We start from the raw sequence: 12,471 nt of genomic DNA on the forward strand, positions 1-12,471 counted from the left end.
TAAGAAGTACGCTGGATAAGTTACTTAACTTTATAGAGGCATTGTACTTAGCTGAAATTGTAGACCATCAACTTACGACCGAGCATTATTAAAGCTTTCGATGAGATGCATCGTAAGAATTATTGAGACGATACTTTTCATTCCCTGAAAGCAGCCATGCATTATCGTCTTCAAAATGCGCCAAAAGACCAAGCTCATGGTATTGCTGAGCGGTAAATTTACACGGAACCTCAAAGCCATGGCGCTTGATACGGCAGTAAAGGGCATTATCGCTCGACATCATCATGGTTCCTAAATCAAGCATCTCTTCGGTGTCATCGGATATCTTGATCCGTACCCCTTGGATATCGCCCTGCTCTCCCGCTACAACCCGAATAGCTCTCACGAAAAATCCAGCATCGCTCACGAGAACGGCCGATTTTTGCTGCCCTACCTGAAGCTCCCATTCACCATTTTCTTGTGGAATAAGGCACTTGGCAAAGAGAATAGCCACCTTAGGGTGCAGCGCTTCGTCTCCATGAACCCACCGGCCATCGTTGGTCACCCGAATCGGTAAATCATCTATGATAAGCAATGACGGCAAAGCACTCCACCTTTTCTAGTTAACCCGCTCTATACCCCAATGTTATACCGGGTCCAGAATCATTCAAGAGCCTGCCCATTCTATCAGGATTATGTTAGAGCGGCTTCATGGGACGTCTGTGTATTGTTGGTTTGGACTGTTTAACACCTCAATTGGCATTTGATCGCTTCGCGCATCGTATGCCAACCCTCACCAAGCTGCGCACAAACGGACTCTCTGGCCTTTTGGAAAGCTCGGTCCCTCCAATCACTGTACCGGCATGGGCCTGTATGACAACCGGCTATCCGCCAAGCCGGCTCGGCGTCTATGGGTTTCGAGATCGCAAGTTGGGATCTTATACGGAGCGCAAACTTGCCAATTCCCTCAGCCACGATGCCCCCTATCTCTGGGACCGCCTCACGGATGCCAACAAGTCATCGCTGGTTTTAAGTGTTCCTCTTACCTGGCCAGCTCGCCCTCTTCTAGGAAAAATGATCACGGGTTTTTTAACGCCCGATGACCGGCAATATGCATCTTACCCCCGTGACTGTCTGGAAAAAGCCGAGAGCAACCATCAGACCTTAGCATTCGATATCGATGGGTTTCGCTCTGGTAACCATGCTGAAATTCTCGAAGCCTGCATTGCCTTAAGCACTCAGCAAACAGAATTATACTGCGAATGGCTACAAACTCAGGCATGGGACTTTGCAATGCGCGTCGACATGGGTCCCGACCGAATGCATCACGCACTTTGGGGAGCCATGCAGAGCCAGACAGATCACCCATTTAAAGATGCGATGGGTGACTACTATGAACTCTTAGATAAACAGCTTTCCCAAGTTGTAGCCTGTCTAAACCAAAACGATACACTCATGGTCGTTTCTGATCATGGCGCTCAAACCATGGAAGGTGCCATCGCTCTGAACCAATGGCTGCTCGACGAAGGTTTGTTAAAGCTTTATCAGATGCCTGAACAGGTTGAGTCTCTAGATCCTGAGAATGTTGATTGGTCGCAAACCAAAGCTTGGGCAGCTGGAGGCTACGTCGGAAGAATCTATCTCAATTTGGAGAGCCGCGAACCTCAAGGCACCATCAAGCCGAAAGATGCACCAAGGTTCATCGACGAACTCCTCACGAAATTTACAAAATTGCAGACACTTGCAAACAAGCCCATCGAATTCAAAGCACACAGGCCAGCGCAGAATTGGGAAAACGCGCAGGGTCATCCGCCAGATGTCATTCTCGAAATAGAAAATTACCGGTACCGGGCTCTGGGGACCATCGGTTATGATTCAGCTCTCCAGCGTGAGAACGATTACGGTGAAGATGGAGCAAACCATGCAAGGCATGGGCTTTTTGTAATGAATGGTCCGGGTATAAGAAGCGGAGAGATTCTCGGAGCAACGCTTTATGACATTGCTCCCACGGTGTGTTCTCATTTTGACCTGAGCCATCCAGAAGACTGGACAGGCCAAGTTTTAAAATAGGAACTTAGCTCGAACGAATAGATTAACTATCGCTGATGAGCTTAGGAGCCTGACGCTGCTGGTGGTCGGTCCTCATTCGGGTTGCTTGAAACAGCAGTTTCCTCGGTTTCCGTCGGTGTCTCATCAGCGCTTTCGCTTGAGCTGCCTGATGAGGAAGGCGCAGATTCAGGGCTGTCCATCACCGCTTCTTGGAGTGATGATACTTCACCCTCCTGGGCATCAGAGCTGCTTGCAGCGCTACCTTCAGAGCCGGTGCCCGCAGCACCCGCATTATCCGAACCTGTGATTGCAGTGGAAACAACTTCATCGTTCACTTCAACGGTTACCGAAGTTTGTCCTGAGTAAACAGCCAGCTCACCGATGCAAACTTCACTCTCCGCTGAGAGCTCTCCGGTTTTGCTCGCCGCAATCATGATTTTTTCGTATTCGTGTTGCGCAACGCTGACGTCCTTCGTAGCCAAAGCTTCCATCATGGTCACCGCTGCTTGCTCGGAAACACGCAGTAGGCCTTTGATGGCTGTAAGCTTTTCGTTCACGCAGTTTAGCTTGAGGACATCGCGTTGCTCTCGAGCTTCCTCAAGATAACCCAGTACCTTGGAGAGCGAGCCGCGCATGTTGTCTACGGCGCGACGGGTTCGGACAGACTTCTCTTCGTCTGGAACCATTTCGATAGCACTCTCGCGAGGCTGAACTTGTTCTTTAACCGTGTTGGTGACGGAATTTTGGGCATAGGCGCTTACCGTAAGACCTAGAATACAACTCGCCACGGCGACTCTCGTTATTATTCGCTTTATCATGATTTGAATTTACCCCTCTTCACCCGCTGCGTCAACGTATCTGTCACTCTTGAATGAAGATTGACAAGACGCGTTAAGTTCCCGTTTTCACGAAAAGATCGCGATATAGAGGGTTGACGATTAGAATTGGAAATGATTTCAGGTCGACGGCACTTGAAGTGGGGGTAAGAACTTCAATTTTAGCCCCCATCTGATACGAAGGTGGGTATCGAAGTGAGCAGCACTTCAACATCCGGGAGGGAAATGATGCGATTTGAAGATCCACTACTAGAGGCAAAACTCATCCGCCGATACAAGCGTTTCTTAGCTGATGTAAAGCTTAGAACCGGTGAAGAAATTACGGTTCACTGTGCGAACCCCGGTGGAATGCTTGGTATTTCTGACCCAGGCTCCAAAGTTCTTCTCTCGGCAACCAACGACCCGAGACGAAAATTCGACCACCAACTGGAGATTATCTATTCCGGCCGCACGCCGGTAGGAATTCATACCGGTCGGCCAATTACCGTGGTTTCTGAAGCGATTATGGCTGGGCAAATCCCGGAACTCGCTGGCTACGCAACCATGCGCCGGGTTCCAAAGAACTCTCGAAACTCACGCGTCGATCTAATACTCGACGGCAATGGGCTACGACCTTGTTACATTGTTGTAGAAAGCGTTACGTTGGAAAAAGAGGGCGTAGCCCACTTTCCAGATGCTCGGCACACACGCGGTATTGAAGAAGCCACTCACCTGACCAACTTGGTTCGGGAAGGTAACCGAGCCATGGTGATCTTCGTCGCGCAGAGAAGTGATGTTACGAGCTTTAAACTGGCCGATGCTCTCGACTCCGAATACTGCGATGCATTTAGAGATGCTGTCGCACGGGGCGTAGAAACGCTGTGCTTCCGAGCCAAAGTGAGCCGAAAGGCCATCGAATTCGACAAAAGCATGCCAATGAATCTAGAAAGCTAAATTAGCTTAAAGGCGCTCCGTTGAGCGCCTTTTTTGTGCCTTCTAAAGATGTCGGCGAATGGTCTTATCTACATCGATTCGGTGCTCTAAGTCCTCAAGATAGTTTAAGTTATCTGTTTCTAGGACAATCGTTGGCGACCGGTCGTAACCCTCATACCAACCTTCATAGAGCTGGTTTAAGCTTCTCAGATACGATGTGGGTATTTGCTGCTCTTCTGGCCTTCCGCGGAGCTGAATACGACTGCGAATCGTTCGCACACTTGCCCGTAGGTAAATCATCAAATCTGGCGGTTGCAGTGCCTCAAGAATAGTCTCGTAAAGATCGTTGTACAGAGCCCACTCACGCTTGAGAATGAACCTTCGCCGCCGTAAGTACGCTGCAAATATTTCCGCATCCTCATAGATCGTCCGGTCTTGAATGACCGTTGCCGTCTCTCTACGCTTTTCAAGCTCGCGATGAATTCTGAACTTGTGGGTTAAGAAATAAACTTGAGAGTGGAACGCCCAGCGCTTCATATCTCTGTAAAAATCGACCAGATAAGGGTTTTCCGCGTTCGGCTCGAAAAAAGGCTCTACATTGTAGGTCTTACAAATGAAGTCGACCAATGTACTTTTTCCACAACCAATGTTGCCGGCAACTGCAATGTATTTTGTTTTTGACATCGGATCGCTTACTAGCTCAGAGAGAGCCTCAATTCAAAATGGCAATTGCTAGTTTTAACGTTAAAATCACCATTGACCATCGATGGTTGGGGTAGCAATACTCTCAATCATAACAGCACCCACAAGGGCCCACCCAGGTCTAAGTGAACATACACCGTTGGGGAACACATAGTGAACGAATTTCGCCCATCCAGGTTTTTAACCATTTTGTTTCTTGCGACCACCTTCGCCCTTCTGGGAAGCGGTTGTTCTGACCTACTCGGATCCGGGGAAAATGAGATCGGGGCCAACACCCCAAGCTCAGAAGAAGTACCGGAAGCAACTCCAGGAGATTTGCCTGACGACACGGAAACAACCAGTGTCGAGGCCACCATTTCGCTTAACTCCATTCAACCCAACCGCGGAAGCACCGAAGGTGGCGACCTTGTCGAAATCATCGGCTGGGGATTCGAAGACGATCAAGGTGCAGCGCCCAGTACCTTTCAAATTACGTTCGGCCCTACCGGCGCCGCGTGCACCCAAGTTCAGGTCGTTAGTGATACCAATATCCAGTGCATCACACCCGCCTACGCATTGGCAGAAAATGTAACCGTCCGAATCTTAAAAGCAGCAGAGGGACAACCGCCCGCGACCGCTCTGCTGGAGAGTGGTTTTGAATATTTCGATCCTGTAGCCATTACGGGGATCCAACCAGACCGCGGTCCAAGTGAAGGTGGAACCGTCGTTGCAATCTTCGGTAGCGGACTCATCGATGGAACCACTGTTCGATTTGATGACTCCAGCCCCATCGAAGCAGCCGTGGTTGACTCGCACACACTCACGGTGTCTACACCGGCACTTGAGCGCGGCACTTATTCCGTCACAGTCACCAACATGAACGGCACTGCAACATTGCCAGCTGCCTTCCGCACATTCGACCCTGTTCGACTCGATGCTATTGAGCCTTTCGCTGGACCCATTGGCGGCGGTACTGAAGCAAACATCACTGGAGCGGGCTTTGTTGAACCAACCGTGCTTATGGTTGGAATCACAAGCGCTGAGAATACACCGAACCCGTTTGAAACAGAGATGGCGTTCGTAACACCCGCAGCCAACCCCCCGGTCGAAGGACCTGTGGATTTAGTAGCCACCAACGAGAATGGTTCCGACAGACTCACTAATGGTTTTGTCTATTTTGACCCTGACAACAACACACCACGTGTCATCGCCCTGGTTCCTGCAGCCTCACCGCTGGAGGGTGGAATCACCATTTCATTGGTTGTTGGCGGGTTCACTGAAACCATCGACACGGTACTCTTTGGAGCAACTGAAGCGGTCTGTAACCAACTCAACCCTTGGCAACTAACCTGCGACGCACCTGCTGCAGATGCCGAAGGAGCGGTTGATATTACGGTCACTGCTGGAGATGTCAGCGTTACCGAAATCGACGCTTTTCAATACATCGACCTAAGACTCGACAGTGCCATACCTTCTGAAGGTGCAATCGCTGGCGGAACACGGGTAGAGATACAAGGCAACGGTTTTGGCGCCGACAGTCGAATCTTCTTTGACCAGCGTGAAGCTACAGACATTCTCGTGGTCAACAGCCAAACGATTATTGCCCGCACTCCGGCTGCTGGCTCCGCAGGACTCGTAGACGTTCGCGTTGAGACCTGGGGAATTGAACGCAATGCTGAAGATTTCTTCACATACTTCGACCCGGCAGACCTCAACAACTGGACCGGTGGAGGCCCCATCGATGGAGCCGTAAACATCACCGTAGTCAGTACGTCAGGTGAGCGTGTTGAGAATGCATTTGTCATGATGGGCGCGCTCGCTGATCCCACCAAAGACCACCTCTATGGCTACACCGACTCCCGTGGGCAAATCACAATCAGTGGCCTCGAAGTCTACGGTGCGCAAAGCTTTCACGCAGGTAAAGTTGGCTTCGGTAAGTTTTCCTGGATTGAAACCGATGCACAAAACCTAACCATGCAGATCACGCCAAAAGAGGATCCGCCACCAGATCCACTCCCACCGTGTCCAGAGCCAACGTCTATGGTGCCACCGCTGATTCGCGGCGACGTCTTCCGGATCAAGGATGACTTCAACACCGGTGCCGACATGGTTGTTGTAACCACAAGCTACAGAACTTTTTCTGAGCAGCTGCCAGACCCCGGTCCAAACTCTCAACTTATGAGCAACGGTTCTTATGAGATTTGGGCGCGAACTGGAGATATGGTTTTGATGGCACTTGCCGGTGAAGTCACCGACGAGGGAACCCTTGATGTACACGCCATGGGCTTTAGACCTTTTGTTTACACCGAGGCGAGTTCAGGGCTTGCTTGTGACGAAGATTCTCAGTGTGAGACAAGTGAAGAGTGCATGGATCTGGGTGACGGCGGCGTCTGCGTTCTCGTTTACGAAGACATGGACATCTATATCGACACACCTCTCAAGCAACCTCTGAAGATTGTTTTGGATAATCCACCGCTACAAGGTGTCACCAGCTTAAACGCTCTCTTGCCAACCCACGCTGCCAGCTATGTCTGGTACGACTTTGGCTACATGGGTCTTCACATGATGGGCGCCAGTGTTCTACCAAGCACCGACACCGTCTATGTGGATATGCCCTTCCGACTGCCGCAGTCTATGGACTTCGCAACGTTTAACGTGGACACCAGTGTGGGCAATAGCGCGGATGGTCAAATCTTTCCGCCACGCTCCGACACAAGGACCTATGGCTTGACCAGTACAGTTGACCCTGTGGTGGCCAGCCCGTTTCTCAAAACACACTCAAAGATTTCACCGACCGTTTCGAACGCTCTCGGGCCAATGAACTTTGAAGTCGAGCTTCTTCCAGAGACTCCATTTGATGTTCAGCCATCGGCTAATGTCCACTGGATGTATAACTTTGAGACCATCATTCCGTGCGACGGAGCGATGCCTATACCAAGGGCTATCATTCACTGGTTTGCCATTTCACCTGGAAACAATGTGCAATTTGATTTGCCCATCTTTCCGCAAATGGGAGCAGGGCTGAACTTGCCGTCTGATGCTTATTACTGGCAGCTCATGGCGCTTTATTCGCCTAACGCCAGTTATGATGAACTGAATATTGGATCACTCTTTGACTGGAAGAGCCGAGCACTTCACGTGTCGAACTTTTCACACACACAGTGATCAAGCTCTGACCAACTGACCGTGCGCTGCTCCTTTCGGGGAGCAGCCACCCTTAGCTAAACTTCTTCTCGTTAAGCCTTCTTTACCGCACTCTGCCAAGCCGCTACCCGCTCCTTAACCAATGATGCATCCATCTTGGGTTGGAACCTCGTATCAACTGCCCAGGCCTTGGTGATTTCATCTAAGCTGCTGAAAACTCCTGTACCAAGTGCAGCCAAATAAGCTGCACCCAACGCTGTAGTATCTAAGACTGTTGGTCTTTGAATCTCAACTCCCAGTAGATCACACTGAAACTGCATAAGCATTGCGTTCGCAGCTGCACCACCATCGACCCGCAGGCTTTGAATGGACGTTTCACTGTCAGATCGCATGGCGCCTAAGAGATCAGAGACCTGAAAAGCGATCCCTTCAAGCGCCGCCCGAGCGATGTGCGCCCGAGTCGTTCCGCGGGTAAGCCCACAGATGATACCGCGTGCATCTGGATTCCAGTGAGGCGCTCCGAGGCCCGTGAGGGCGGGAACCACTGTGACTCCCCCATTGTCTTCGACCTGGGCGGCCAAGGCTTCAATCTCACTGCTGCTTTCGAAAAATTGCAGGCCATCTCGTAGCCACTGCACCACCGCACCGGCGATAAAAACGCTGCCTTCAATCGCGTAGGTCAACTTACCATCCAAGCTCCAAGCAACCGTAGAGAGCAATCCTCGCTTGCTCGCCTTCGGCTCGTTGCCCGCATTAACAAGCGCAAAGGCTCCTGTGCCGTAAGTGCATTTTGCCATGCCCGGAGTGAAGCACGCCTGTCCAAACAGCGATGACTGCTGATCACCAGCGATACCCGCAATCGGAATACCGTCAGGTAGAATACTCAGTCCACGGGTTTTCCCGTACACTTCGGAACAGCCTCGAACTTCTGGTAATATTTTTGTCGGAATGTCGCCTAAAACGCTGCACAACTCGGAATCCCAGGCTCCTTTACGAATATCAAACATCAAGGTGCGTGAAGCATTCGTCGCGTCGGTTACATGGACATCCCCGCCGGTAAGTTTCCACACCAACCAAGAGTCGATGGTTCCAAACCGGGCCTGACCGTTGTTGGCTTTTTCTCGTAGCCCATCAACATTGTCTAAGAGCCAGGCAACCTTCGTGCCTGAAAAATATGGGTCGAGAACCAAACCGGTTCGCGTCTGCACCATCTCAAGATGCCCAGCTTCTCGAAGTATCTTACACTTATCGGCCGTTCGGCGGTCCTGCCACACGATGGCGTTTGCTAAAGGTTCCCCAGACTCGCTCCAAATCCCGGTCGTTTCACGCTGATTCGTAATCCCAATGGCGCTGATCTCAGAGCTTTTAATCCCTGCCGCTTCAAGTGCCTTCGGTAGAGATTTTTCACAAGACTCCCAGATTTGACTCAACTTATGCTCAACCCAGCCTGGCTGAGGAAAGTGTTGTTCAAATTCAGCATAGCCCCGGCCAACCACTTCGACACTCCCCAAATTCGGGTCTATCTTCACGACAAGACATGTCGTGCCTGTGGTTCCTTGATCAATTGCAAGTATGTGCTCTGCCATTTTTCATCCCCTGGGTGCTTAAGTTTGCCTACGATCCATCTCATAAAACCCATCAAGGCCGCAATCAAATGAAAACGCTCATCATTGAACGAACCATGCTGGGTTGCACAGCATGGGCTGGCAGAATAGGTTGACCCCAGCTCATTAGGAAACTAGGAAAGTCATGAACCTAAGCCTTGAAAGTTTCGAAGGACCCGCGCTTCTCTGTGTTGGAACCACCATCACACACAATGCAGCCTATTCGTCCCGGTTTCACAATGCTTCGCTCCAGGCGCTCTTTGCCCCTACTTCCCAGGAATTAATTACTCAGCTCCTTACTTCCAAGGTTCCTGCAACCATCAGTGCTCCGCGCAGCGCAGGAGAAGGTGCCCTATCCATCACGTGCCTCCCAATCCAGGCCGAGCAAATGCCCGCCTATATTGTGCTTCTTGGGGATGTTGATGTTGAGCCTCAAGGCCCTGCCATCCATCAATTGCTGATGGTGGGACAACTCGCAGCCGGAATTGCTCACGATGCAAACAACGCGCTCACCACGGTGATTGGTCGATTGCTAAGAATTCGTACCCGAGGGCAGCTTACCCCCGTACTTAATCAAGATCTGGATATCATTGAGTCCGCTACTAAGAATGCAGCAACCATTTTGAAGCGCCTCCAGGAATTCTCCAAGCGCCGTAAAGATGAGCTTGAAGTCGTTCCACTCGCAGAGCTTTTGGAAGAGGTTTCTCGGTTTGTCGATACTCAAATTCCTGACGGCGTCACTGTGGAGGTCGATGTTAAGCATACCCCAGACGTGGTCAGTCACCGACAAGATTTGATGGAGGTTTTACTCAACCTCACCGGCAACGCCATGGACGCCGTTCAGAGCAAGTCAGGGGATGTTACGTTGCGCGTTGATCTCAAAAACGGTCAACCCGTCATTGAAATCGAAGATACCGGGGATGGCATTCCAGACGAGATTGCAGCACGAATGTTTGACCCTTTCTTTTCCACCAAAGGAGAAAAAGGTACGGGCCTCGGCTTGAGTATGACGCGAGATATCCTTGTCGGTCACGGAATCGAATTGGAGTGGCATACACAACACGGAACGGGAACTAAATTTAGCTTGGTTTTCCCGCGTACTGAGCAAAGTGCACTCGGTCAACGTAAGCTCCAGAAAAACCAGCTCAATGTAATTGTTGTGGATGATGATGTTTACGTGTCCGAAATGATTACGGAGCTGCTCAAAGACCAAGGTCACAATGTACGGGCTGTAAACTCGGCACCTCAAGCATTTGAAGCCGTAGACCAAGGCAATATTGACCTCTTGCTCACAGACTTAGATCTACCTGAAACCAATGGTTGGGAACTCGCCCGAAAACTGCGAACAAATTACCCCGATATCATCATTGGCATGGTGACAGGATGGCCTCTCAGCCTTGAAGAACGAGCGAGCAGCTCAAACACGGTAGACTTTATTCTCAACAAGCCGTTCACCATGCGTGAACTTAAGCTGGCTATGGACCGTATTCAGCTGCCTCAAGAAAACGAAGACCTATAGGCCTTCACGGTGCTGAGCACTTTTAAGCACCTGCTTAGCTAGACCAATCTTCTCAATCATACTTACCCGGCGGGCAAGAGCCTCAGACCGCTCAGCCTCAAGAGTCTCACGTAAGTTTTGTGTTTCACGTTCAAGCCTCGCCGTCTCTTGGCGACCAGCTTCCATGGACGACTTCAGTTTTTCAATCGCCTCATCACGTTCTTCGATGTTACTGCTTAAGGAGCTGGCAGCCTCTTTTGAATCCACGACCAATTCCTGATGCTCAGCCTCAAGAGCCTCAAAGCTCTGCTTACTCTTGGAAAGCTCAGCGTTGACCGCATCCACTTGATCCTCAAGCTTCTCGATGTTTCCTCGAAGACTTTGCTCGCGCTGAACAAAGCCTGACTCTGCTTCCTCTTTTGCGGCAATCAATCTGTCATGATCTTGCTCAAGTAGCGTGCGCTCTTCGCGAAGGTCGCTGATATCACTTTGGAGCTCAGTGATTTGGCCCTTCATGTCTTCGTTGGCCTCCATCCATTCGCTCACCCTCTGCTCACTTTGCTCGAGGCGACTTTCTAGATGCTCTTTATCACTCTGAGAACCCGAAAGTTCGACTTGGACGGCCGATAGTTTTTCACGCAGAATTTCAGACTCGGCATCGAGACCATCGCGAGCAGCTCGCGTGGTCACAAGCTCTTGCTGCAAAGACTCCAATCGTTCATTTTCTTGCTGTAGCTCAAGAGCATGGGTAACGCGCTGCTGCTTGAGTTCACCTTCAAAACTTTTGAGCTCTTGGCGCAACTGGCTCTCATCAGCTTCACTTTGCGCAATGCTTGAACGCTGCTTCCGTATCGTTTCTTTAAATTTATCGATTGCTTGATTGCGGGCATCGAGATCTCGCTGAAACGCTGATTGAGCATCTTCGAGCTCTTCCCGAACAAGTTGCAATGCATTGTTTTTTTCAGTCGCTGAAACTTTAGACTTACTTAGTTCGTCGCGGCCAACCTGCAAATCTTTCTTGAGCTGAGCTATCTGATCACGCATGGATGTGCGCTCTGCATTGTGCTCATCTTGAAGCTGACGGTGTTGAACTTCCAATGCGCTGAATTGAGAATTTTTCTCTTCAATCAACCTTTGGTCGTGAGCACGTCGCGCACTCATTTCCTCCCGCAAAGCCGCTTCCATCTCGTCGCGCTTTTTAAATGTCTGCGCAACTTGCTCACCATAGTCGACAATCTCTTTCTTCTTGCGTTCGAGATAATCTTCCATGGCGGCGAGCTTTTGAGTTAACTCTCCAACCTCTGATTTCAGTTCTGTCGTGCGATGCCAATAATGCTTAAACAGCCCTTCGAGTAAATCCATCTCCCTATCGCGGGTGGACCAAGCATCTTTAAACTTTGCCTGCTGCGCCTCGGAACGCTTGAGCTTCTCGCGTAAGTAAGCAACCTTTTCCTCAGCTGAGCCGCGGCCGGGAGGCAATGGCGGTGAGTCGGAAACAAATAGATCTTCGAAAGGCGTCCGGCCGTGCCAAGCACTGCCGTCGGTGGCCGATGTTTTCGGAGACTCGCTTGCTCCTTGCTGAGCATTGCCTTCAACCAAAGGCGGCGGAATCACAGGTGGTCCCGGCGCATCGATTGGCGCTTCCACTGCTATATCTAATTCTTCGTCCAAAAAGTCGTCTGAGTGATCAGTCATTTTTGCCCCACAAAGCCAGCATCATCGTATGATTTCATTTGGTCGTCAGACCACACGAAAGTGTAGCAGGGCC

The 12,471-nt window shown here is 50.6% G+C and carries 9 protein-coding genes; 4 read left to right on the forward strand and 5 right to left on the reverse strand.

Annotation, left to right across the window (positions count from 1 at the left end; genetic code table 11):
- Positions 1–88: 88 nt before the first annotated feature.
- Positions 89–583: a DUF1285 domain-containing protein gene (locus tag HOK28_02740; GenBank protein ID MBT6431980.1), complete on the reverse strand. Its 495-nt coding sequence runs from the start codon at positions 581–583 to the stop codon at positions 89–91.
- Between the two features lie 107 nt (positions 584–690).
- On the opposite strand from HOK28_02740, the gene HOK28_02745 reads away from it, so the two are divergent.
- Positions 691–2,049 carry a hypothetical protein gene (locus HOK28_02745; protein MBT6431981.1) on the forward strand — a complete coding sequence of 453 codons (1,359 nt, stop codon included), beginning with the start codon at positions 691–693 and terminating at the stop codon, positions 2,047–2,049.
- Positions 2,050–2,090: 41 nt separating this feature from the next.
- Here HOK28_02745 and HOK28_02750 read toward each other — a convergent pair whose 3' ends face one another.
- The gene (locus HOK28_02750; protein MBT6431982.1) at positions 2,091–2,846 is read right to left on the reverse strand and encodes a hypothetical protein; all 756 of its coding nucleotides are present in this window, start codon (positions 2,844–2,846) and stop codon (positions 2,091–2,093) included.
- A gap of 243 nt (positions 2,847–3,089) precedes the next feature.
- On the opposite strand from HOK28_02750, the gene sfsA reads away from it, so the two are divergent.
- On the forward strand, positions 3,090–3,797 hold the full coding sequence (gene sfsA / locus HOK28_02755; GenBank protein MBT6431983.1) for a DNA/RNA nuclease SfsA: 708 nt from the start codon (positions 3,090–3,092) through the stop codon (positions 3,795–3,797).
- A gap of 42 nt (positions 3,798–3,839) precedes the next feature.
- On the opposite strand, the gene HOK28_02760 is transcribed toward sfsA, so the two are convergent.
- A complete protein-coding gene (locus HOK28_02760) occupies positions 3,840–4,460 on the reverse strand; it encodes a deoxynucleoside kinase (protein ID MBT6431984.1) in 621 nt (206 codons plus the stop codon).
- A 171-nt stretch (positions 4,461–4,631) separates the two neighbouring features.
- On the opposite strand from HOK28_02760, the gene HOK28_02765 reads away from it, so the two are divergent.
- A complete protein-coding gene (locus HOK28_02765; GenBank protein ID MBT6431985.1) occupies positions 4,632–7,622 on the forward strand; it encodes a hypothetical protein in 2,991 nt (996 codons plus the stop codon).
- Positions 7,623–7,693: 71 nt separating this feature from the next.
- Here HOK28_02765 and glpK read toward each other — a convergent pair whose 3' ends face one another.
- Positions 7,694–9,187, reverse strand: coding sequence for a glycerol kinase GlpK (gene glpK / locus HOK28_02770; protein MBT6431986.1), 1,494 nt, complete (start codon positions 9,185–9,187; stop codon positions 7,694–7,696).
- Between the two features lie 163 nt (positions 9,188–9,350).
- Between glpK and HOK28_02775 the strand changes: the two genes are divergently transcribed.
- Entirely contained in the window at positions 9,351–10,724 is a 1,374-nt protein-coding gene (locus HOK28_02775; GenBank protein ID MBT6431987.1) for a response regulator, read from the forward strand.
- Here HOK28_02775 and HOK28_02780 read toward each other — a convergent pair.
- Complete coding sequence (locus tag HOK28_02780; GenBank protein ID MBT6431988.1) at positions 10,719–12,398, reverse strand: hypothetical protein; 1,680 nt, start codon at positions 12,396–12,398, stop codon at positions 10,719–10,721. The two genes, HOK28_02775 and HOK28_02780, sit on opposite strands and share 6 nt — an antisense overlap.
- Positions 12,399–12,471: the final 73 nt, after the last annotated feature.

It is taken from the genome of Deltaproteobacteria bacterium (genome assembly GCA_018668695.1).
Lineage (GTDB): Bacteria > Myxococcota > XYA12-FULL-58-9 > XYA12-FULL-58-9 > JABJBS01 > JABJBS01.

Coding starts and splice junctions, on each gene's coding strand:
- HOK28_02745 (MBT6431981.1), top strand. CDS start 691: ATGGGACGTCTGTGTATTGTTGGTTTGGACTGTTTAACACCTCAATTG.
- HOK28_02750 (MBT6431982.1), bottom strand. CDS start 2,846: ATGATAAAGCGAATAATAACGAGAGTCGCCGTGGCGAGTTGTATTCTA.
- sfsA (MBT6431983.1), top strand. CDS start 3,090: ATGATGCGATTTGAAGATCCACTACTAGAGGCAAAACTCATCCGCCGA.
- HOK28_02760 (MBT6431984.1), bottom strand. CDS start 4,460: ATGTCAAAAACAAAATACATTGCAGTTGCCGGCAACATTGGTTGTGGA.
- glpK (MBT6431986.1), bottom strand. CDS start 9,187: ATGGCAGAGCACATACTTGCAATTGATCAAGGAACCACAGGCACGACA.
- HOK28_02775 (MBT6431987.1), top strand. CDS start 9,351: ATGAACCTAAGCCTTGAAAGTTTCGAAGGACCCGCGCTTCTCTGTGTT.
- HOK28_02780 (MBT6431988.1), bottom strand. CDS start 12,398: ATGACTGATCACTCAGACGACTTTTTGGACGAAGAATTAGATATAGCA.